Annotated in this window: 21 protein-coding genes, 1 tRNA gene and 3 pseudogenes; 7 read left to right on the plus strand and 18 right to left on the minus strand. The window is 43.0% G+C overall.

The features are described 5' to 3' along the window. Window positions 1-16: 16 nt before the first annotated feature. Window positions 17-328, plus strand: a complete 312-nt coding sequence (locus tag BN3283_RS14645) for a hypothetical protein (protein WP_286137694.1) — start codon at window positions 17-19, stop codon at window positions 326-328. Window positions 329-339: 11 nt separating this feature from the next. Here the strand turns inward: BN3283_RS14645 and BN3283_RS14650 are convergent. From BN3283_RS14650 to BN3283_RS14655, 11 genes and pseudogenes are all read right to left on the minus strand, one after another. Beyond that, a pseudogene (locus BN3283_RS14650) lies at window positions 340-408 on the minus strand (zinc-ribbon domain-containing protein); the annotation flags it as partial. Window positions 409-441: 33 nt separating this feature from the next. Then, window positions 442-909: a zinc ribbon domain-containing protein gene (locus BN3283_RS14185; RefSeq protein WP_070807457.1), complete on the minus strand. Its 468-nt coding sequence runs from the start codon at window positions 907-909 to the stop codon at window positions 442-444. Between the two features lie 245 nt (window positions 910-1,154). After that, entirely contained in the window at window positions 1,155-1,910 is a 756-nt protein-coding gene (locus BN3283_RS05535) for a hypothetical protein (protein WP_059026010.1), read from the minus strand. A 39-nt stretch (window positions 1,911-1,949) separates the two neighbouring features. Next, window positions 1,950-2,495 carry a magnetosome magnetite crystal formation protein family gene (locus tag BN3283_RS05540; RefSeq protein WP_059026011.1) on the minus strand — a complete coding sequence of 182 codons (546 nt, stop codon included), beginning with the start codon at window positions 2,493-2,495 and terminating at the stop codon, window positions 1,950-1,952. A 252-nt stretch (window positions 2,496-2,747) separates the two neighbouring features. Further along, complete coding sequence (locus BN3283_RS05545) at window positions 2,748-4,025, minus strand: OmpA family protein (protein ID WP_059026013.1); 1,278 nt, start codon at window positions 4,023-4,025, stop codon at window positions 2,748-2,750. Between the two features lie 6 nt (window positions 4,026-4,031). Beyond that, the gene (locus BN3283_RS05550; protein ID WP_059026014.1) at window positions 4,032-4,514 is read right to left on the minus strand and encodes a hypothetical protein; all 483 of its coding nucleotides are present in this window, start codon (window positions 4,512-4,514) and stop codon (window positions 4,032-4,034) included. Between the two features lie 12 nt (window positions 4,515-4,526). Continuing rightward, window positions 4,527-5,810: an SGBP N-terminal domain-containing protein gene (locus tag BN3283_RS05555; protein ID WP_059026015.1), complete on the minus strand. Its 1,284-nt coding sequence runs from the start codon at window positions 5,808-5,810 to the stop codon at window positions 4,527-4,529. A 148-nt stretch (window positions 5,811-5,958) separates the two neighbouring features. Next, window positions 5,959-6,177: a hypothetical protein gene (locus BN3283_RS05560; protein WP_147625547.1), complete on the minus strand. Its 219-nt coding sequence runs from the start codon at window positions 6,175-6,177 to the stop codon at window positions 5,959-5,961. 266 nt (window positions 6,178-6,443) lie between these two features. Next, window positions 6,444-9,365, minus strand: coding sequence for an ATP-binding protein (locus BN3283_RS05565; protein ID WP_286137543.1), 2,922 nt, complete (start codon window positions 9,363-9,365; stop codon window positions 6,444-6,446). 311 nt (window positions 9,366-9,676) lie between these two features. Beyond that, window positions 9,677-10,120 carry a DUF3788 domain-containing protein gene (locus BN3283_RS05575; RefSeq protein ID WP_059027183.1) on the minus strand — a complete coding sequence of 148 codons (444 nt, stop codon included), beginning with the start codon at window positions 10,118-10,120 and terminating at the stop codon, window positions 9,677-9,679. Between the two features lie 201 nt (window positions 10,121-10,321). Further along, window positions 10,322-10,486 (minus strand): annotated as a pseudogene (locus BN3283_RS14655) (DUF3795 domain-containing protein); the annotation flags it as partial. 450 nt (window positions 10,487-10,936) lie between these two features. Here BN3283_RS14655 and BN3283_RS14805 point away from each other — a divergent pair. Continuing rightward, a pseudogene (locus BN3283_RS14805) lies at window positions 10,937-11,161 on the plus strand (MerR family DNA-binding transcriptional regulator); the annotation flags it as partial. A 238-nt stretch (window positions 11,162-11,399) separates the two neighbouring features. On the opposite strand, the gene BN3283_RS05585 reads toward BN3283_RS14805, so the two are convergent. After that, entirely contained in the window at window positions 11,400-13,475 is a 2,076-nt protein-coding gene (locus BN3283_RS05585) for a HelD family protein (protein ID WP_059026019.1), read from the minus strand. Between the two features lie 135 nt (window positions 13,476-13,610). On the opposite strand from BN3283_RS05585, the gene BN3283_RS05590 reads away from it, so the two are divergent. Then, entirely contained in the window at window positions 13,611-14,195 is a 585-nt protein-coding gene (locus BN3283_RS05590) for a hypothetical protein (RefSeq protein ID WP_041503859.1), read from the plus strand. Between the two features lie 30 nt (window positions 14,196-14,225). Here BN3283_RS05590 and BN3283_RS05595 read toward each other — a convergent pair whose 3' ends face one another. Further along, window positions 14,226-15,023 (minus strand): LuxR C-terminal-related transcriptional regulator, encoded by a 798-nt coding sequence (locus tag BN3283_RS05595; protein WP_059026020.1) that lies wholly within the window; start codon window positions 15,021-15,023, stop codon window positions 14,226-14,228. 283 nt (window positions 15,024-15,306) lie between these two features. Here BN3283_RS05595 and BN3283_RS05600 point away from each other — a divergent pair, with 283 nt between their 5' ends. Together BN3283_RS05600 and BN3283_RS05605 are read left to right on the plus strand one after the other, a co-directional pair. Next, on the plus strand, window positions 15,307-15,714 hold the full coding sequence (locus tag BN3283_RS05600) for a pyridoxamine 5'-phosphate oxidase family protein (RefSeq protein ID WP_059026021.1): 408 nt from the start codon (window positions 15,307-15,309) through the stop codon (window positions 15,712-15,714). Between the two features lie 18 nt (window positions 15,715-15,732). Next, entirely contained in the window at window positions 15,733-16,083 is a 351-nt protein-coding gene (locus BN3283_RS05605) for a DUF3795 domain-containing protein (RefSeq protein ID WP_041505018.1), read from the plus strand. A 440-nt stretch (window positions 16,084-16,523) separates the two neighbouring features. On the opposite strand, the gene BN3283_RS05615 is transcribed toward BN3283_RS05605, so the two are convergent. The 5 genes from BN3283_RS05615 to truA all read right to left on the minus strand — a co-directional run bounded on the left by BN3283_RS05615 (window position 16,524) and on the right by truA (window position 20,665). Beyond that, window positions 16,524-17,732 (minus strand): ATP-binding protein, encoded by a 1,209-nt coding sequence (locus BN3283_RS05615; RefSeq protein WP_059026023.1) that lies wholly within the window; start codon window positions 17,730-17,732, stop codon window positions 16,524-16,526. Between the two features lie 101 nt (window positions 17,733-17,833). After that, a complete protein-coding gene (locus tag BN3283_RS14660) occupies window positions 17,834-18,088 on the minus strand; it encodes a hypothetical protein (protein WP_237143267.1) in 255 nt (84 codons plus the stop codon). Window positions 18,089-18,581: 493 nt separating this feature from the next. Then, window positions 18,582-18,654: transfer RNA gene (locus tag BN3283_RS05625), tRNA-Phe, on the minus strand. Between the two features lie 54 nt (window positions 18,655-18,708). Beyond that, a complete protein-coding gene (locus BN3283_RS05630) occupies window positions 18,709-19,905 on the minus strand; it encodes an Lnb N-terminal periplasmic domain-containing protein (protein WP_059026024.1) in 1,197 nt (398 codons plus the stop codon). Between the two features lie 10 nt (window positions 19,906-19,915). Continuing rightward, on the minus strand, window positions 19,916-20,665 hold the full coding sequence (truA, locus tag BN3283_RS05635) for a tRNA pseudouridine(38-40) synthase TruA (RefSeq protein ID WP_082667075.1): 750 nt from the start codon (window positions 20,663-20,665) through the stop codon (window positions 19,916-19,918). A gap of 160 nt (window positions 20,666-20,825) precedes the next feature. Between truA and BN3283_RS05640 the strand changes: the two genes are divergently transcribed. Together BN3283_RS05640 and BN3283_RS05645 are read left to right on the plus strand one after the other, a co-directional pair. Then, window positions 20,826-21,494, plus strand: a complete 669-nt coding sequence (locus tag BN3283_RS05640; protein WP_059026026.1) for a YggS family pyridoxal phosphate-dependent enzyme — start codon at window positions 20,826-20,828, stop codon at window positions 21,492-21,494. Between the two features lie 37 nt (window positions 21,495-21,531). Beyond that, the gene (locus tag BN3283_RS05645; protein WP_059026027.1) at window positions 21,532-22,527 is read left to right on the plus strand and encodes a dihydroorotate dehydrogenase-like protein; all 996 of its coding nucleotides are present in this window, start codon (window positions 21,532-21,534) and stop codon (window positions 22,525-22,527) included.

Consider the following 22,527-nt stretch of genomic DNA (forward strand, 5'->3'; position numbering starts at 1 on the left):
TTTTAGCTCGTTGAGCATGTCGCCGAATAACAAACCGCCTGCCAGCACGAGCAGACCGGTCAGGACGGTGACGATCAGTATCAATACTAACATGGCGCGGGCGAGGTTGCGCTTGTTCACCTTTTTGCATCCGCCGCATGCCCAGATGAGGAGGCAAATCAGGTTGACCAGCGGTACGATCATCAACAGGAAAATGCCGATATATTCGCCCGTCGAGATGGGTTCTTCCTGCCGGACCGTTACCGGAACAGCGTACACGGGTTGTTGTGGTACGGGTGCCGCTTGCGGGGGAACCGTCTGTGCCGGTGGTGGTGCCGGTGGTATGTAGGATGCCATGGGAGTCCCGCACGAGGTGCAGAATTTCACTCCGTCCGCTACTTGTTTTCCGCAATTTGTACAAAATGCCATAATTCGTTTCCTCCATGATTAATACGTTGATACTTATTCCGTGACTTTTGCTCCGCACGCTCCGCAAAAACGACTCCCTTCCGGTATTTCCGTACCGCAATCGGTACAGAAGCGTTTGTTTGCCGTTACAGGCTGTCTGATGCCGCATTCCTGACAAAACTTGGTTCCTTCCGGGTTTGCCGCTCCGCAGGCGGGACAGATGAGTATTGTCTCTTCTTTCTCTGCCCGCTCGCGAGCGGTTTTTTCATCACGGGCTTCCTGCAAGCGGCGTTCGGCTTCCTGGCGGTTGACGGTTAACAGTTCCAGTTCGGCTTTCGTCTCGGGGTAGGTTTCGTTTCCGCCCGATTCATACACCTGTCGTCCCAACCGGGCATACGCTTTTTCCATTTTTTCAGTCAGTTCTCTGATTTCGGTTTGTGCGTTGAAGATCTTCACGTCGGGGTCGTTCTGTGGTATGAAACCGGACGACCCTTTTGCTATACCTGTTAATTTATCTCCCATAATTTTTGTTGGTTCCGATGGTGTTTTTCGATGGTTTGATAGCCCTTAGTCTGTTTCTCTTTTTTACTTTTGCCGTGTATTCGGAGAATCGCCTCCCTTTCGTTATCCGATCGATGTTATTCGTTTTCATTCGTTGTACGGGGCATTTCCGGGCGAAGGAAACGCCCCTTTCGTCCGCGGCATTGACGCTACCGTTTTTGGCTTTTGACTTTCAATGGGCATGACGGGCATTCACCGGATTTTTGTTACTTTGTTATCGGGCGGACAAACAGGTAATCTTTATACAGTGAATTCGGTTCCGTGGCCATGTAACCATGTTCGTAACAATCGAATTTCGCATCAATAGAAAAACACATCGCTTTTAGCATGGGTCTCGAATTGGAGTTTAGGCTCGATGTCATGTAGAAACCGTAATTCTGGAGCGTATTGCTCCATCCGTAAGGTTCGGAGTAGAAATTGGTAACCGGCAGAAACACGCATCCGTTAAAATTATTCTTGTCGGCTTTTTTACAGGTCTCTTCGTTCATACCGATCCAAAGCCCGTCCTTACCTCCCGGATTTTTGCCGAGATCCCGTTGGATGTAGATGGTGTATTCGCTCAATAATTTCTTTATCTCCACGAACGTAGGCAGGCGATAGCCCGGGGGACAGGAGATTGTTTTATATTGCCACGAGGGGTAGTATTTTCCCACCGGATTGCTGTTCGTCCCTCCTAAGTTATATTGAGCCCAACGATCCAGAAAGTTTTGTCTTTTTGTCTTTTCGTCCGTCGACTTCTCGGAAGGAACGATAATGATGCTACCTCCGGCTGTAGCAATAATCCTTGGTGCTCTTAGGAGTACGGATTTTTTCTTGAGGAAGTCACTTTTGTCTAATTGTTTAATTTGTTTGATTTCTTTTTTCACTTGCGACTTTTGCTTTTTCGCTTGTGCCATACCTGCTGACGACACGATAAGTAATCCCACGAGGATTAGCATACCTTTAAAAATGTTTGTTTTCATAGTTTTGTAATTTAATAAGGGTTAAACATCGTGAGGTTATTATTTCAATAACCTGTATTTTCCGATCAGGGGCAATTCTTTTGCCCGCCCGTTTATTGCGTTGATGATGCCGATAACAGCCAGTATCAGAAACACGATTCCCACCAGGCCGATAAGGCTCACCAGGATATAGAGTCGCCACGAGATGGCGAGGATGATCGTGGTCAGAATACTGTATGCCACGCCGTACACGATGGCTGCGATGCATAGCACCAACCCCTGATTGGCGTGGAAGCGGGCGAAAGGCGAGTCTTTCGCTCCGAAGATGGGAATCAGTACCAGAATACCGAGGTAAGCCAGAATGCCCATTCCCTTGTTTTGCTCGATGTCTTTCGGATCGAACTGTGCGGTGTTATCCGACGTGTCGTTCATGGCGGCGGCAAATTTATTCTCGGTACACTCCTGCTGTCCTGCTTGTCGTGACTGCTGTTCGGACTGTTGTTGGCGGTTTTCTTGGGCTGCGGTCGCTCCTGCCGGAGTTCCGCACGAGGAACAAAATTTTGTTCCTTCGGCGAGTTCTGTTCCGCAATGGTTACAATAAGCCATATTTTTAGGTTTTAAGATTGTTGTTTTATTTGTTTTTTTCGGTTGTTCTCATGTATTCCTTGCCGTTGTCCTTCTTTTGGGTTATCGTTATACTACTTGTCTATTACTTTTTAGATGTCCTTTCGTTTCGATTTTTTTTTAATTCTGTATTTGTGCAGCGGCGGGTGCCATTATTTAACATACCGCCCCGTAAAGCATGATAATCCGTCTTTTTCGTAAGCCTGTTATTTGTTTATGCAAGTTGATATACCCTCAAATTTCTTCTTTTTTCACGAACTCCACCCTGCGGTTTTTTGCTCGTCCTTCATCGGTGGAGTTATCGGCGATGGGCGAGGTCTGGCCTTTGCCTATCGAGGTAAGGCGGTCGGCGGCGATACCCATTTCCACTAATTTATCGACGATGGCTTTCGAGCGGGCCTCGCTGAGCATCTGGTTCGAGGTGGCATTACCCGTGTTATCGGTATGTCCCTCGACGGAGAATTTCAGGTCGGGATTCTCGTTCATCAACTGCACGATACGGCTGATCTCGCCCATGGATTCGGGTTTGATAGTCGATTTGCCCACGTCGAAGGTGATGCCGTAGGTGATGAACTTGCCGTCGCTCATCATGCGGTCGTAGAGCGGGACGGCTCCCTCTGCGATGCGTACATTGGTGATCGCGCTGGCCCAACTGATATGGTTGATATTTTGGTCTTGTATCGCGAAATTCGAGGCTTGCGTCATATTGGGAATGTTGGCCAGGCGAATACCGTCCAGATAGACCTTGAACGCTCGCTTGTTGAACGAAATGGCCAGATGGTGCCAGCCGTCGGCATCTACGGACAATGCGGCATCACCGTGGGTATAAGCACCGGAATTGGAGTGATAGGACCACTTTATGGTCGGATCGCCGAAATTATTGATCTCTAATGTAGCCACATCCCTACCGTCTTCATGGTAAAAGAACAACCGGTAGGAATAGTATTCGGACTCATTTCCCTCTGCGGTTCTGTCTTTTACCACGCCCATCCACAAGTCCATCTCGATGGTGTACTTTTCGGGCAGGTAATTATTCGGATTCTTCATCAAAGGAGCTACGGTATAAGTTCCCTCCTCTTTGTCGCTACGGAAAATCGCTTTTTTCCCGTTGATCGAGGCCACTTCGGCACTCCCTTCCTTCAGGTCCCACATCGAGGGGAATTCTCCCAATTGCTCATCGTCCATCAGATCTTCGAAGATGATGACATCTCCTCTTACGAAATCCGATTTGGCATAAGCCATCTCGGCGTTTTTGGGGAGAGGCGTCTTGCCGGTCTCTTTTTTTTGTATCGAGTCTTTTTGTTGCTTCTCTTTTTTCTTCATCGCCTCCTCGGCCGATTCGAGAGCTTTGTCAACGGTGTCGTCTACTTTTTTATTGATTTTTTCTTCCACTTTTTCCTTGGCTCTCTTTTTGGCTTTTTTACCTAATTCCTCTAACCAGCCTTGCGAGTAGGCATCCGTTGTTCCTATGGCAAGGAGCAAGACGGTCATTATACATAGTATCTTTTTCATGACTTTTTATTTAAAAAATTCTTCGGACTGTTTGATCTCTTTTTTGATTTGCTCCAATACCTGGGCCCGGGTCATCCCTTCATACATCCCGTCGATTGTCTCCTGCGAGTATTCGTAACTCAAAATCTTGCCGTTGACGGAGAGATTCTTCATGGTGTGCGACAGATCGTTGACCTCTTTGAGGCCGTCGTGTGTTTTTTTCGCTGTTTCCGCATCTGTAAAAGCGATCGTCTCTTTGTAGCCGATGCACTTATCGCCGTCAAACGTGTACACGGTAGAATTATCCCCGTAGGGGGTATTTATCGTTTTGATAATCCGATTCTTTTTTTCTTCCAGTTTGACTTTGATTTTTTTGGCGAGTTGACGGAGCTCTTTTTTCTGTTTGCCACTCAAATTGCCGGATGCCGGTTTCTTTTTGTTGCTGTTACCGCAGGATATTGTTCCGACGATCATGATCGAGCAGAGTAGGGTATATAAAATCTGTTTCATGTCGGTATGGATTTAGGGGTTAGTAATTTCATTTTTGACACCTTGCGCTCGCATTTCTGCCTCGAGGAAAGTCTTTAGGGCCTGGACCTCGGGAGTTTCCATAAACGGTTGCACGTGTTGTTGCAGTTTTTTTCCGGCTGCTTCGACTATGGCATTAATTTCAGCCTGATATTCCGCCCGGGGACGATAGTTTTTCGGGGGTAAGAAAATGCCGTCGGGTACGCTTTCGCTGAAGTTTTCTACCTGGGTCCATGCCAGCCCCCGTATTCCTCCCCCGAAATGAATATTATTCCAACAATAATATAACATGCTCATTCCGCTTTCCGGGTCTGCAAACTCCAGGGTAAAACAGGATTTTCCGGCCACCGTGGTGTGGGGTAGTTTGCGGGCGTTCATTAGCGAAAGGAATGCGGGCGGCATTTTTTCGTAATTGCTGATCAAGGGACATTCCAGTTTATCCTCTAAATGGGGAATTTCATATATGTCGTAGACGAACTCCACCTCTTTCAGTCCGTTTTTCATTGCGTTTTCCAGCTCCTTCATGGTCGGTTCCTTGAGCTCGACGGTTTGAAGGTTCGCTACTTTTTCGACATCTCGTTTGACCTTTTCGACCGTGGGGACAGCAGAGAGCAGGGTGATTTTTCCTTTATCGTAATCGTAGATTGCCCCTGTACCCATTGTGGTCATCATGGCGAACAGCTTCCCGTAATGATCAAAATAGTAGGTACATTTCATTTCCGGAAAACCTTGGATCGTATTACGCATTTGCAGGGTACCCTGCTTTACCCCGGTACGAAGGTCCTTTTTTTCCATTCCCCGGATGTTGAGCGTAAGTTCGTAAACGCGTTTACGCCCCTCTTTATCCCTTACCGTAATATAACCGCCTTTTCTGAAATTAAGAGTCTGACCTGATTTCGGGGATATCGAAGCACCTTCGGTGGCCGTCATATAGGGCACAATCTGATTGAAATCTATGTCCGGTTCTACAGTAATCTCGATTGTTCCTTTTTCATGATTGAATTTACCTTTTTCTTTACCGATAGTGAATGAAAGGAGTTTAGGGGCATCCGGCGAATTGGGCCCCAGGACGGGTTCTTCTTCGTTTTCGAATTCGTCAACATAGAACAGACTTTCGTCGGTCGTGTCCGTCTGTTGTTTTTTCTGTTTCTCTTCTTGCTGCTTAAGTACTTTCTCTGCTTTCTGCTTGATTTTCTTAAGAAGTCCTTGTCCGTGGGCTAATGTTCCGGGATAGGAGAGAAGAGTCAGTATGACGACAATAGGTATTGTTTTTTTCATGACTTCTATAATTTAAAAGTGATACAATGGTAAACCGAGAGTGTCTCCGATCATTTCCCGCTCGCTTTTTGGAGGAGATAAGATTTTTTACATTGTCGGCAAGTTGATTCATAGGAGTTTATTTTAATGGGTTAGTAATTGAAGTGTTTCACGATCCGCATTTAAACAGTTTTCGGAGGTAACTCCTGAATCTGTTTCGCTGTTTCTTTTCCGGCAGGGATCTTTTAACCGAATTCGCTGCCGGGCATCTGATTTCTTGTATTTTTTTCATTTTCTCTGCCGTTTCGATACTGCTGAGCTGGTCGTCTATAATTTGTTGTACCTCCTCATAAGTCAGTTTGGGTTTATCGGATTTTTCTTCGTTCATGCTCGACATTTTTGAATAGGTAACTTGACTGTAAACAAAGTAAGGAGATAAAAAAATTACCTGTTTGGATATTTTAGTCAACTTTTTGACCATGTGTAGCATTGTCAAATGTACGATTTGACGATATGTGTCATGATGAAACGATAAATAACTGATAATAAATAGTATATTCAGTCAAATGCAGATGGGAATAAAAAGAGACGAAATCTCCGAATCTCTAAATCGTCGAAGTGCGGAATCTTTGAATTCTTAATCGGGAATTGTTTTTATTTTCCTCTTTTCCGGTATTGTGACGGTGTCATTTGACATGTTTGTTTAAACAGACGCGAAAAATGTGCCACGTCTGCAAAGCCGCATTTAACGGCAATCTCTCCGATAGGCGTTTCTTCATCCGAGGTTAACAGACGTTTGGCTTTTCCCATTCGGATTTGAAGGATATAGGCTGCCGTGCTGTAACCGGTGATGGAAAGAATTTTACGGTTCAGTTGGGAACGACTCATAAACATCTTGCCTGAAATGGTCTCTCCGTCGAATTCACCGGTGTTCATTTGTACATAGATGATATTGATTAGTTTATTCAAAAACTCCTGTTCGGCCGGTACCAGTTTGATCGTTTGTTCCATTCCCTGATTCAAGGCAAGCGAGTATTTCTCTCGCAACAGGCGGCGTTGTTCGAGTAATTTTTCCACTCTTATGTTTAATTCGTCCGAATTGAAAGGTTTATAGAGGTATGCATCGGCACCGGCTTGCAATCCTTCGATACGATTATGCTCTTCGCATTTGGCAGAGATGATGATGATAGGAATATGGTTCGATATTTCCGATGTTCGAATTTGACGGCATAGCTCATAACCGTCCATTCCCGGCATCATTAAATCGGTAATGAGCAGGTCGGGCATCAGCTCCATGACTTTTTCCAGTCCTTCATCACCGTTACGGGCATATTGTACGCGATAACGGGCTTTCAGTTGAGAACCGATATAATGGGATACGTCGGTATTGTCTTCTACGATCAACAGGGTCGGACGCGTATCATTCGTTTGTTCCTTATCGGGTAAGCTCATCTCTTCCGGCAGCACCTCCGCGGTTATGGATTCTATCCGGAAATCCGGCGTCCATTCTTCCAATGGCTCTTCACTATCGTGTTGTATCGGTAGCGTTACGGTAAATACGGAACCTTTACCCGGTGCGCTTTGGACTTTTATCTCTCCCCCGATACTCTCGATGATCTGGTAAACCAGCGATAGCCCTATGCCTGTTCCGACACCCGTTTGACTGTTTTCGCCCTGATAAAAAGCTTCAAAGATATGAGGTAGGTCCTCTTTGGCTATGCCCCTTCCCGTATCCATGATACGGATCAGGAGATGTTTTTCTTTTTGTTTGGAGGTAATGAATATTTTCCCGTTTTCGGGAGTGAACTTCAATGCATTGGAGATGAGATTGCGTACGATCTTTCGCAGGTAATCGGGAGCGAAGTCCATGATAACGCTTGTTTCGGCAGGCACGAAACAGAGTTCGATGTGTTTTTGACGGGCAAGCGCTTGATAACTCTCTACCATCATGCGCAGGTACACAATTACATCTCCCGTGCGCCAATCCGGTTTTCCTACCGCGGATTTTATTTTTGAGATGTCTAACAGCTGATTGATTAATCCCAATAGATTATCTCCTTGTCTTACAATCATCGTTCCTAAAGATTCGAGGCTTTCTCCTTTTTCCGGTTTACCCGCTTGTATTTGTTTGCCTATCCCGAGAATAACGGTAAGCGGAGTTCGGAATTCATGGGTGATATGGGTAAAAAATTGGGTGCGCACCTTTTCCATCTGTTGCATCATCCGTTGATTGCGGGAACGCATTTTCAGGGCATACCATAAAAATACCATTACGGCAATAGCTAATAACAAAACGGATAAGCAGGCAATGATAACGATATTTTTAAGTCTTTGCCGGGTTTCGTAGTTTTGTCGCACCAGCTCCATCTCCCGTTGGCTTTTCTCCCGTTCGTATTTCACGCGGACGTTCTGCATGTGATTGATGTTTTTGGTGTTGCTGACGCTATCGGCGTACGCGATACTTTGTAGATAGTAATCTAACGCTTTTCGGCAATCCCCTTGTTTTTCGTACCAGAGGTGGTATAAATTATATACCGATGCCAAATGCTCCAACGAGTGAATCCCTTCTGCCGTGTGTTTTGCCTGTTGCAGGTATTGCCGTGCTGCCGGAAGGTCGCCTTTGGATATATTGACTCTTGCCAAAGCAAGGCAGGATTCCAACCAATGCCAACGATCGCTGCTTTTCTCCATCAGGTCGTAGGCTACGCGGTATTCTTCAAGCGCTTTATCCCATTTCTTTACTTGTTCGTAAAGTCTTCCGAAATGGGTATGACATAACGAAATGCCCAGGTCGGATTTTGCCTGACGGTTAAATTCCAATGAATGACGGTAATACATCCATGCCGAATCGATCAGGTTGCGGGATTCGAATATAGCGCCCAAATTGGCGTAGTTGATAGCTTGTCCCAAAGGGCTGTTTAACTCCCGTTCCCCGGCAAGGGCTGCTCTAAAGACCGTATCGGCCTCTTCTTTGTTATTTAGTGTCAAATGTACGTTCCCGATACCGTTCAGGGAGACCACCCGGTTTTTTTGGGACGTATAGCTTTTCTTATCGCTGTATTGTTCACAGTAGGCTAAAGCCTGATAATGGTAAGAGGATGCTTCGTCGAGAATCCCGAGACGGCGGAAATTGGTACCTATATTATTCAGTGCCTGTATGATTTCCAATGTATCGTGAAGTTCGACGGCGGTGTTTAACCCTTTCCGGTGTTGTTCTATGGCTTCCGTGAAACGGCTTGTTTCCCGGTAGCGTTTGCCGAGTTCTTTGCAGGTATAAATAATGCCTATTTTATCGTTGGCTGCGGAAAAATGTTGCAACAGGCTTTCCAACGAATCCAAGGAGCGGTTTGCCCGTACGGTACTATCGATGGACCGCCGCTCTTTTGTCGTGTAGACATGGTCTCTTGCCGGGTTACATGCTACTAACGTTAATGAAAGGAGAAACAGGCCGTATGATCTTATTTTATTGAATAGTTTAAAAAAGTTTACGGTCGGATAGCTGGCAATGTATACTCTTTTATTATCCGTGTTTATCGTTGAAGTAAAGACTTGTTCCAGTAGTAAATGATTCTGCATATCCTTTCACATCTTCTTGCAAAGATAACTTTTTCTGTGAATAATAGAGTAAAAACAGGTAAAAGTTGTAATAAAAGATCTTATATTATAAACATAAAAGGAGATGTCGTTTTTTGTTTATTCACGGTATTCATTCTGGTGATAAAGAATATCGTCAACGGACTGAATCGTCCGCTGGTAAGACTAAAGGATAATTCGAAATAAGGTATTGTGAAAACGGTTGTATTCGTTCATGCCTTGCTATCGTTTAAGGATAAGATTCGGAGATGATCGGTAGAGGAAATTCGGTCTTTAACCGGATCCTTTTGGTTTTATTTGACAACATTGATGCTTTCTTTTAAGGTAGGTGTCGGTCTACGTTTGATGTACAGTAATTTTTCCATATCGGGAAATAGGGATGTATCCTTTAATTCAAACATTAGCCATTTCCCGTCATGGTACGTTTTAGTTTCCTCGTATACTTTTCGTACTTCTGTTGAATAGGATTCTTTATCAAATTCAAATTTAGTCCGTTCTTCTTTGCCTAAAATGATCATAAAACCCAAGTTGTTTTCTTTGGCATATAAAGCACATAACGTTTTTCCGCCTTTGCGGTATTTGCATTCGTATTTCCAGGCTTTGCCCCCGTGATTCCATCGTTTTTCCATCTCGTATTTCTGTTCGATTAACCGGCAAAGATCCGTCCAGACCCGGTGTAAGGGTTCTCCTATCATGCGGAGCAACTCTTCCGAAGCGGGTGGCTGGAAGGTTCTCATTCTATCTCGTTTTAATTGTTTACAATAAATACAATCGTCATAATGTACCGTTTTCAATTTGCCGCAATCGGGACAGGTATGTAGGTAGGCTTGCCGGCTAAGAAAAGCTTCTTCTCCGTATTCCCGGATATAAGTAAGATTATCAAGCATGCCCATGCCATATTTCGTGTGGTATCTTGTGTCGAGCGTTTGTAGGCGTTTACACGGAAAACGGGTACATTCGAAACAATAAGATTGTCTCTTGTCACAGTTTCGAATGACACAATTCGTACTTCTGTTCCTGCATCCCGGACATTTTTTTTTATCGTTTTGATAGGAATGGCATAATTCGCAATCCATACCGCAAGGGGCAATTGTCTCTTTCATTATCGTATTTAGTATTATATTATGCGTTATGGAACGTTACTGCTCCGATCGTGTCGGTATAGGCTGTCTTTATCAGGTGTATGAAATAGGCTAAAATGTTATTGACGAATATTTGTGCTTTTCTCATGATTATATGATTCTTTTAACGACAGCGGTTATCTCTGATCCTAATGCGGCAGCTGTTTTACATAAAGTTGCGGGCGACAGGCTGCCTTTACCTCGTTCGATGCTCACGATGGTACGGAGACTATAAATTTTTATATATCCATAGTGTTATATATTATCTATTTTATGTGAAGATACGAAAATCGTATTTGAAAACAAACAAAATACGTAATATATTACCTATTTTATTTGCGATGGTTAAAAAGAAATATTTTCGATAAATCTCTTGACTCGTACCTTAGGGGAGGACTTATCTTTGTGTTGTAAACAAATGCGCGGGAGTTTATGAAAAGTAAAATGAGGTTTAAAATCGGAGAGTTTTCCAAATTGTGCCAGGTCACGGTCAAAACGCTTCGTCACTACGAGGAAATAGGATTACTTATCCCTTTCGAAGTGGATGAGTGGACAGGTTATCGTTACTATGATATTGGTCAGCTCAGGCAAATGACAAGAATCGTTTATCTTAAACGATTGGGATTTAGTCTTGAAGAGATTGCCGAGCTGTATGCCTATGCCGAGGCGAATGGTTATGAGGTTAGCGGAAGACCTCGTTTTTGTTACATGGACGGTATTTGGAACAAAGTGTCGGTGGACGAGTGGCTGACGGAGATCCAGTTACCCGTGAATCGATAGTTGCAAGGGAAAAGATCACTCGTAAAAAACAGTAGAGATTTTTACGAGTGATTATCCGTTCTGCGACTTTTTTCTTTTAAGCGTAGAGAAATACCGTGATTATATTCAGGTCTTATTATAGCTTCGGGGAAGCAGGAATGAGTTCACTCTGTTTTCCGCAGTAAGTAAGTGATAATTTATGCATCGCTCTCGTTACGGCCACGTAAAGCATATTTCTTTCTATTTCCGAGTGATAATTCACACGGTCCGCCTGAGGAACGATGACCTCGTCGAATTCCAGTCCTTTCGCCATATGAGCCGAAGTAACGATTATACCTTTCACGAAAGCTGGACTTTGATTGGATAGAAAGTAAATTTCACCGGTATGGGGCTGGAGGTTTTCCATCATCTCTTTTGCCTGTAATTCCGTTTTACAGATAATACCGAGTGATTTATACCCGGATATTCTAAAAGAGGAGATCAAATCGATTATGCCGGAAATTTGATCTTCCATATTTTGAAATTGAAGGACATCAGGTTGTTTTCCGTGTCGTTCGACGGGCTGTAATTCTCCATTCGTTTGAATTTTCTGGGCAAAATTCGTGATTTCAAAAGTCGATCGGTAGCTTTTGCAGAGTTTCATGACTTCTCCTTTCGCAAATGCCTTCATGATCGTGTCGGCAGTGGACGAACCGTAAGGATTGACGGATTGATTCGCATCTCCCAGAATAGTTTTCCGGCAGGGGTAGAGCTTTTGGATGACCCTGTATTGTATCGGGGTATAATCTTGCATTTCATCGATTAAAAGATGTTTGACCCTGTACCGAGGGGTATTTCCGGACAAGGCGATGTGCAAATAGGCCAAAGGAGCTAAATCCGTATATTCTAATTGGCGGTTTTTACCTGCCTTTAACATTTCCGGCTTCCCGATCCATTTGAAAAAGTCCTTATAAACTTGGAGGTCGTTGTTTCCGGCAAACATCTTCTTTATCTCCTTTTTTAATCGGTTTTTCTCGGCGGCGGCAATTTTGAAGTTGTATTGGAGGTACATTCTTTCTATTATATAATCGGTCATGGCTTCGAAACGCTGGCGTATGGGGGAACGGTTGAAACGTTTGAATTGTTCTTCGATAAATTCGGCAGGAACCGTGATCTGTTCGGTTAGCTTGACCTCTTTTGCTTGAAAATAGCGATTTTCCAGGTAAAGAATAAACCGATCGAGTTGCGCGATAAAATCGAACGAGGCTTTGTAGCGTATCCGTTCGATAAAATCCTGATCTGCCCCCTCGAGTAGTTCTGTTATCTGTTCAAAGTAATTTTGGTATTTGTATTTGTTATCCAGCACGCTGGAAAGGATCTGTTCCATGCCGATTTCAGGTACGTTCTCTTCTCCGAGTTCGGGTAGTACGTTGGAGATGTAATCGGCAAAAACCTTGTTTGGCGAGATGATCAGTATCTCTTTGGACGAGATGTTTCCTTTCAGGGTGTAAAGCAAATAAGCGATACGATGCAATGCAATAGATGTTTTACCCGATCCGGCGACTCCCTGAATGATAAGTACATCCGCCTCGTTGTTGCGGATAATCCGGTTTTGCTCCCGCTGGATGGTCGTAACGATATGCTTCATTTTGTCGTCGGCATTGGCACTTAGTTCTCGTTGTAAAATATCATCATGAACAGTCAGGGAACTTTCGATCATATATTCCATCCTGCCGTTTCGTACACGGTATTGACGTTTTAGTGAGATATCTCCGCTTACTTTACCGGCAGGAGAGGAATAAACGGCTTTTCCTAACTCGTGATCGTAAAATAGGCTTGCAATAGGAGCTCTCCAATCGTAGATTAAGTTCATTTTTTTATCGGGATCGTAGAATGTGTGTATTCCGATGTAAATGGGGGTAATTCTATTACCGTCCTTATTTTCTGTAAAGTCTATTCGTCCGAAATAAGGGGTATCCAGCATTTTAGCCAATCGTTTGCGTTTGTCAATAATGCTTTCTCCCAAAGCAAAATGATTTAGAATACTTTCTCTCATGGAACGAATCTCGTGTGGATCGATATCTTTATTGGACCACAGGTACTCCTTGTATTCCTGTAACGTATCAACCTGTTCTTTAACCGATCTGTCCGTATTATTTATCATGGCCGCTATAAGGCCTATGATCTGTTGTAAATACTTTTTTTCCTGTTCTTCTGTTTTATTGAATACCATAAAGTTTTTACTATTGTATTGAAATGTTTTGAAAGGGAGACAAAGTTAGTTCGGTCCGATCGGGTATTAAATAGTTATTTATAGCTATATTTTGGCTCTTTTTTCTATTTTTGTCACTCGTTCGAATAAAGAAAGATGGATCTCCTCGATATTGCAAAACAAAATCAGCAGAAGGCTTGGGAAATCGTAGAAGCCACTCGTGTTATTCCGATATGGGAGAGTATCGGTGCGCGAGTCAATTTGGTAGGTTCTTTGAGAATGGGATTGCTGATGAAGCACCGGGATATCGATTTTCACATCTATTCTTCGCCATTGGTTTTGTCAGACAGTTTTAAAGCCATGTCACAATTGGCAGAAAATATCTCTATTCAAAGAATAGAGTGTGTCAACCTGTTGCATACCGTAGAATCTTGTGTGGAGTGGCATGCCTGGTATCGGGATGCCGAGGGTGAACTTTGGCAGATCGATATGATCCATATCCAGAAAGGCTCCCGGTATGACGGTTATTTCGAACGAGTTGCCGAACGTGTTTCCGCCGTGTTGACCGATCGGGCCAGGCGGACGATCTTGCAATTGAAATACGAAACGCCTGAAACGGAAAAGATTATGGGAGTGGAGTATTATCAGGCTGTTCTACAATATGGGGTGGAAAATTATGCCGAATTTGAGCGATGGAGAAAGTCACATCCTGTCACGGGCGTCGTGGAATGGCTGCCATAAATAAGTAATCCGGTATCGTGTATTCCATTATTAATGAAGTAAGCCTAATTCGATACCCGCGTTAATAGCCTCAATAGAGTGTTGTACTCCCAGTTTCCGGAGTAAGTTTTGGCGGTGGATATGCACCGTGTGGATGCTGATATGGAGTTTATTTGCGATCTCTTTGCTTTGCGATCCTTTTTGGATCAGTCGTAATATTTCCGTTTCCCTTTGGGTCAAATGTACGGAGGGTGTCGATAAAGCGGAGGGAGAAAACATCTCTCCGTTTTTAAGATCGAATACGGTGCAGTCTACCTGATCGAATTTTTTCTGATCGGGATCGATGTCCATACAACCTACGATAAGCCAGGCTTTTCCGTTACGGTCTTGTTCCAAAACCTGATGTTTGCTGACCACCCGTATGTATTTTTGTTTCGCATTACGTACCCGAAACCCGTATATGTTACAATAGTTGTTTCTTTGTTCGATGGGCAAACTGTAAATAAATTTCCCCAATAGGACCTGTAACGTTTTTAACCGTGTCAAATCGTCGGGATGGATACGTGATTCTAGGTAGTCCCCTTGTCTCTCAATGGTTGTGATCTTATGACTGTCGTACCCTAACATATCGACAAAATTAGAGGACGCAAAAGCATATCTGCATTTGAATACATCGACGACAAAGGTACAGTTTCGGTTAAATCTTGACATCTGGCGGAGAATATTTTTATCCTTTTCCCAAATGCTGTAATCGATATCCGAGGCTGATAAATGTTGTTTTGCCCATAGCTCTTCTCTGGTCGTATCGATTGATCTCGTATGGCTGAAATCATATTTTTTTGTACTCATTTCCGACGGCTGCTTTTATAAAAACAAAAGTATAAGAATATGTTTAGTATTGATAATCGAATAACGTTTTTGCAGGTTTGCGCCATTCAATGCAAATTTGTATCTTGTAAACGATTTCTAAAGGCGAAGATAATTGTATTCGGCATAAGTTTCTTACATACGAAGATTATATTTTGTCCCGAGGATGTTACTTTAAGCTGCGTTTCTTCATAAAGTCGTTTTTATACAATGGAATGATAGAGTATGTGGTTAATTTATTTTTCAAACGAATAAGACAATTGAAATGAAAACATTGAAAGAACAGGCGGCAGAAATGTTGAAGCGATGCGAAACGGTTGTTGTTGCATCCGTAAATAATGGGGGATTCCCTCGTCCCGTTCCCATGAGCAAAATCCATTCGGAAGGATATGCGGAGGTGTGGATGGCTACCGGGAAAGATTCATTGAAGACACGAGATTTTGCCGGAAATCCGAAAGCCGGTTTATGTTTTTCCGAAAACGGGAACAGTGTCGTCCTGACAGGGATCGTCGAAATTATTACCGATAAGGTCTCTTTGGAGAAATTTTGGCAAGGTTGGTTTATAGAGCATTTCACGGGAGGAGTAACGGACCCGAATTATGTTTTGTTGAAATTTACCGGGCATCACGCTACGTTTTGGATAGATGGCAAGTTTGTACATCGGAAGATTTGAATGTGTTGTATTTTGATGATGACGAAACAACTGATAGCCTGTTGCGGGTTGGATTGCGAAAGTTGCGAGGCCCGTATCGCCACGGTCAGGAATGACAATGAGTTGAGAGAAAGGACGGCTCGGAAATGGAGCGTAATGAATAATGCCCCGGAGATTACGGCTGCGACGATCAACTGTACGGGATGCCGATCCGTCGGGGTGAAATTTGCCTATTGCAGCGATTATTGTGAAATCCGCAAATGTGTATCTGAAAAAGGATTCGGAACTTGCGGCGACTGTAAGGAATTGGAACATTGCCGGATAGTCGGAGCTGTTTTCCGGCATAACCCCGCTGCAAAAGAAAATCTCCTGTCTTCGACGACTGCCTGAAACCTGAGAACTCGTTGAAATTATCCAGTGGGTTACTTCTTTATCTGGTTTCAGATGACACAACATATTGTAAAAGAATAGGATAATTATCTTTTTATGGCATATTTTTAAAAAGTGGTGTCACTATTAAGATATTGAGATTCTTTTATTCGTTATATGTTGGTATTTTAATTCGCCTTTCCTTTATTCCGAAATGTACGTTTCGAATCGAATTATTCTGTAAACGAACCTACAAATTCCCCAAATCGCAAAATCTTCTCGCTATTTGTTTTATTGAAAAGTAAGTGTTCGAAGTCTTTTTGCTTCTTCTTCAAATCGACTGTTTTCTGTAATCCTTTCTTAGCATAATGAAGGCTATTCCAGTCAAAATAGAGTTGCCATGTGCGCAATTGCTTTTGCAAATTTGCGACAAATATATTTTAATTGTATCTGACTAACCCTCATTCTTGAAAAAACATATGAGCAGGTATCATTCTGATTGTCATGCCGTACTTCTCAAATGTATCACTTTGGTTGAGGGTTACGATACTTCCTTCTTTTATGCCGAGATTCTGCATGGCTACAAGCAAACCGTTGTATTCTCTTTCAAAATTCTCATCGTCTATGGTCAGGCATACCTGTATGGCTTCTTTTACCGTACCCTTTTCCATTGTGATGAAATCACATTCGCCACGGTCTTTGTAATAAAAGATATGCTTGTATTTCCGGCGTAAATGCAAAAATACGAGATTCTCTAAACGTCTTCCCATATTGTCGCTTATCGATATAGCGTTTTCCGTATAGATTCCCAAGTCCATAACATATATCTTTTTGGGATTACGTGCCTGTACCTTCAATGAATGACTGAATATGGGGATAAATTCAAATAGATAAGCATCTTTCAGGAATGAAAAATATTCCAGAAAAGTAGCCGGTGATTTGATATCAAACATTCCAACGAGCTTGTTTGCAGAAACGAGATTCCCTATATTCGTTATCAGGTATGCTGTTAATTGCCTCAATGAGATTACATCACGGATATTATTCCTGACAGCTATATCCCGCATTAATATATCGTCCACTAATGCATTCAGAATAATAGATGCTCCGGTTTTAAGATATTCGGGTATTCCTCCGTTTTTCAGATAATCCATTACGGAGTTCTCTCCGCTATTTAATATTTTAAACCGGATAAATTCCGAATAAGAAAAAGGAAACAGTTCCATAGTCAAATGCCTGCCTGTTAAATGTGTTCCTAATTCTACACTAAGCATAGAAGCGTTGGAACCTGTTATAAATACCTTGTATCCTTCGCGCAAAAGCTGATTGATATACGTTTCCCATCCTTTGACAGTTTGTATTTCATCAAAAAAGAGTACTTTTATTCCACGTTTTTCTATTTCCCGGTGAAGGCGTACAAGGTCTCCGGTTTCAAAACCGGATAGACGTATATCATCGAAATTGAGGTATATAGCATCCTGATAATCCCGGCGAAGCAGTTGCAGAAGCAAGGTACTTTTTCCGCATCGGCGTATTCCGGTTATTATCGTGGCAAACGAATCTGCAACGGGTATTTCAGAGAGCGCATCACGGGTGAAACCGGAATCTCGTTTCAAAAAAGTTTCCCGCTGTGCATCTATAACTAAAGCTATTTCTTCCTGCCGTATCATATTCTTAACTATAATATGAATAATCTTTCACTGTAAAGATACGAAATCTTTCGATATAATGAAAGAAATCTTTTATTTAAAATGAAAGAAGTAGTATTCTCTTAAAGTTGGTAAGTTTTAAGAAGCAGTTTTACCCTATGAAAAAGAGCTCTACTTTGGAATTTATCGCAATAATCCATCAGCAAATCTTTGTTCAAATTGTTATTCAGATAATATTCATCCAAACGCAATTCTTCCAATTCTTGTTCGCTGTTATAGAACGGATAAAAATACAGCAAATCAAGTAATGCCTTTTCGGATGTGGCAAACTGGATGGTGCGGTTGTCTGCCATTGGCTTAAACTCGTAACCAAACATTAGGTTTTCTTTGACACTATGATAAGAATATTCTCCAATGCAATTGCTAAATGATGCGGTTTTCAACGATGATATACTAACAATTTGTACTACTACTTCCGGTATCACTCCGTAAAATGCCAATGCCGTATGCAGGCTAATATAGGATGGTTGATAAATTCTGTTGACGAAATATAGGAAATAATCTGGCTTGCTCTTATATTCAAAAAAGATAAAGTATCCCTGTCTCAATCGGATGATACCCTTTCTTCACCCAACGGGAAAGGTTATTCCGGTCAAAATCGGGCTGCCATGCGTATACCTGATAGATATTAAAGCATGCCGAATCAGAATTACTTCTTGTTTTTGTTAACTAAAATGCTTATCGGGGAGAGCGATTTTAAGAAACTAAACGAACGGTTGAATTACTATGTTCGTAAGGGAAAGTTGCTCTATAGTTAAAATCGTCAATCTATAATAAAAAAGAGAATCACTTTCGTGACTCTCTTTTGCGTGGTGCCACCAGGAATCGAACCGGGGACACAAGGATTTTCAGTCCTTTGCTCTACCGACTGAGCTATGGCACCAGCTTTCATTGCGGGTGCAAATATAGAGGTTTTATTTGAATTTGCAAGGGTGTTTTAAGAAAATTTCATTCTGGGTCTAAGATAGCGGGTGTAGATTGTCAGATAGATCATCCAGATAATGATAAACAGTGTCGAAGGTAGAACAGCCGGAGTCAGAAAGAACCAGCTGATCAGTCCGATGATAAGGAACCCTAAGTAAATCAATAGGTAGTTGCCAATTAACGGGGGAGTGTGTTTCCGGGCTATAAAAAAGGCTGCAATCAGGTTGAGAGGGTTCGCCCATAGGATATTGAAGTTCGGGAAAGTGGTAGGATGTTTCGTGAAAAAGCCTAAAAAAACGATCAGGCATCCGATTAATCCGGTTACCGCGAAAAAGAGTACGGACAAGCTTCCGAGGAGGCGAGTTCTTTTGGCTTTTTGGTAGATGAAAATCAATACTCCCATGCCGATGAAAAAGACGAAGAAAGGAGATAGAAACCAAGGGGTCGCATGATCCTGTTCCGGTGCCTGGTAAAGGATTTCTATCGGCTGGGCCAAACGGGTTCCGTCGGGATAATATGCCGAGTCGAGGGCATACATCAGGTAGTCGGGCAAAAACATCTGCTCCCGGTTCGTGGCGTCGGCATTGGCCGGGGAACCGAGGATGGTATGGATTCCCCATTGGGTCCAGGGCGAACGTTGCAGGTATTCGTCCAAAAGATTCCAGAAACTTTTGTCCTGTTCCAGTGTTTTCCACGTGATCTCGTTGTTCAAACTTTTTTCAATGATATCCCGGACCCGGGTAGAGCAATTGTCATACAGGAAATTATACAGGTAAGAGCGGTTTTGCGGCTCGTAATTTTCTAACAGAAGATTCATCAACTCTTGTTTCTGTATGGAATCGAGGTTAAGGGTTTGAGAATAGATGCTTCTTTTCTGTTTGTCGTATGCACTAAGGAAACCGTAAGGTCCGTAATAGTTGCTGATGGAAAGTTGATAGGGAAGTAATCCCCGGGCGAATTTCAGATAGAACCCCTGGGTATCGAAGTCGAATGTCCCGTAGTTGAAAACGACGTCGATCCGGTTGGTTGGATCTGTTACCCGTATACCCGTATGTCCGAACAGGGAGTAGAGTTCATTTCCCGGGGCACAGGTCAATATGCTGATGGTAGCCTTTTCGGAGAGCGTGATTTTCTCTTCTGAAGCTGTGGCCGGAAAGGAAAAACATAGGATCAACCATAAGGTCCGATAGAGTGTCAGGATATTTTTCATAAAGTCTTGTTTAGCGTTTTAAAAGATCGGGGTACTCGATGTCACAAAGGAAAAGAGCGTTTCCTGGAACGGATGTTCCGGCATTTCCCCTGTTCCGGGATTCGATGATCCGGCGAAATTGTTCCGGTGTAATTTTATGTTGTCCTACTTGCAATAAAGTACCGACAATGGCACGTACCATGTTGCGAAGAAAGCGGTCGGCTTTTATGGTAAATACCAATTGACCGTTCTCTTCTTTCCAATGAGCTTCCATGATTCGGCAATTATTGGTCTTCACGTCTGTATGGAGTTTCGAAAAACTGGTAAAATCATCGTATTCGAACAGTATCCGGCAAGCTTCGTTCATGCGGTCTATATCCGGTAAAGGACGAATGCGAAACGTGAACGGATAGGTAAAAGGATCTTTTGCCTTGTCGATATAATATTTGTAAGTACGGGAGAGGGCGGAGAAGCGGGCATGAGCCTCCTCTTTTACCGGATAAATTCGTTTGATGGCAATGTTTTTATTTAGAAAACGGTTCAATTTATCGGTAAGAACCGATACCTCTTCGATCGGAGTACGACTGTCGAAGTGTGCCACGAAAAAAGAGGCATGTACTCCGGTATCCGTTCTTCCGGCTCCAGTAACGTTAACCTCTTGTCCGAGAAGGAGAGAGAGGGCCCGGTTTAAATCTTCCTGGACAGAAGGGGCGTTCGGTTGTATTTGCCAGCCGTTGTACTCTCTCCCGTTGTAAGCTAATTCAATAAAATACCTGCACATACTCAGCTCCTGTTTTTGGATTTGTGTTTCAAAAGTAGTACAAATCCCTGAAATAATCCGAATGCCTTTTATATTTTGTCGGTAGTCGATAACAAATTATGATCTTTTTACGCTATATTTGTGAATTCATAGTTCGTTTGGAATGTATAATTGAAATGAGATGAGTGATATTAGTGAGCATTTGAAGCAGGTATTGAATAATTTACCTTCGCGGGTGAAATTGATTGCGGTTTCCAAAACAAAACCGGTAGAAGCGATCGAAGAGGCTTATAAGGTAGGACAAAGGGTGTTCGGAGAAAACCGGGTGCAGGAGTTAGTCGAGAAGTACGAGGCGCTTCCCAAAGATATAGAGTGGCATTTGATCGGTCATTTGCAGACCAATAAGGTGAAGTACGTGGCTCCTTTCGTTGCCATGATTCATGGAGTGGAGAGTTTAAGGTTACTGGATACGATCAATAAGGAGGGAGAGAAGAACGGACGGGTGATTCCCTGTTTATTGCAGTTCCACATCGCAGAAGAGGAGACTAAATTCGGTTTGGATGAGGCGGAGGCTAAAGAGTTGTTGGAGAGTGAAAACTATGGCCGGATGAAGAATATACATATCATGGGTGTGATGGGAATGGCTACTTTCACGGAGGACAGGAAACAGATTCGGAAAGAGTTTCATCATTTGAAAACGATTTTCGATGATTTGAAACAAAACTATTTCTCCCATGATCCGGCATTTAAAGAGTTGTCCATGGGAATGTCCGGGGACTATCCGATTGCCGTGGAAGAGGGAAGTACCATGGTCAGAGTAGGGAGTTCCATTTTCGGGTATCGGAATTGAAAGAAGTAACATACATTATTAATTAAATATTGTTCATATGGCAAATTTAAAGACGAAATACATGGGGTTGGATTTGGTAAGCCCTATTGTCGCCGGTAGTTGCGGTTTGACCTCGGATATAGAAAAAATGGTAGAGATGGAAAAAGCGGGAGTCGGAGCTGTTGTTTTGAAGTCCATTTTTGAGGAGCAAATCAACGAGGAGAGCGTGGGAATATTTAAGTCCGGTTACGGTATGGGAGATGCCTATCCTGAAGCGGAAGATTATATTAAAGCCTATATTCGTTCCAACACGATTCAAAAGTATGTAGAGTTGGTCCGTACGGCTAAAAGTCGTTTGACCATTCCGGTAATAGCGAGTGTCAATTGTTTTAGCGGGGGAGAGTGGGTTACTTTTGCCCATCAATTAGAGTTGGCCGGTGCGGATGCCTTGGAATTGAATGTCTTTATTTTGCCTGTCAACGAGTTTACGGAGAGCGCCGAGGTCGAAAATATTTATTTCGAAATAGTGAAATCCATTAAGAAACAGATAAAGATTCCGGTATCGGTGAAGATCAGTCATTATTTTACTAATCTTTCGGCTTTCGTGGATAAGCTTAAGGCATATGGTGCGAATGCCGTAACGATGTTCAATCGTTTTTACGAACCGGATATCAATATAAACACGATGACAATGGGAGCGGCTTCCGTATTCAGTACGGCGAACGAGCTGAGAACGACTTTAAGATGGACCGGAATCTTGGCCGGGAAAGATAAACAATTGGAGATTTCGGCTTCCACGGGAGTGCATAGCGGAGAAGCTGTGGTTAAGATGTTACTGGCCGGGGCTACTACCGTGCAACTTTGTTCCGTGCTTTACGAAAAAGGCCTTCCGGTGATCGGGGAGATCAATCAATTCGTATCGGAATGGATGGAATCCAAAGGTTTCCATTCGGTAGAGGAGTACAGGGGACAGCTATCTTATTCCTCCATTGAGAATCCGGATTTATACGAGCGGGCTCAATTCATGAAATACTTTAGCAACAAGCAGTATTGA

Origin of the sequence: Gabonibacter massiliensis (genome assembly GCA_001487125.1) — a bacterium.
GTDB classification, from domain to species: Bacteria; Bacteroidota; Bacteroidia; order Bacteroidales; family Marinifilaceae; genus Gabonibacter; species Gabonibacter massiliensis.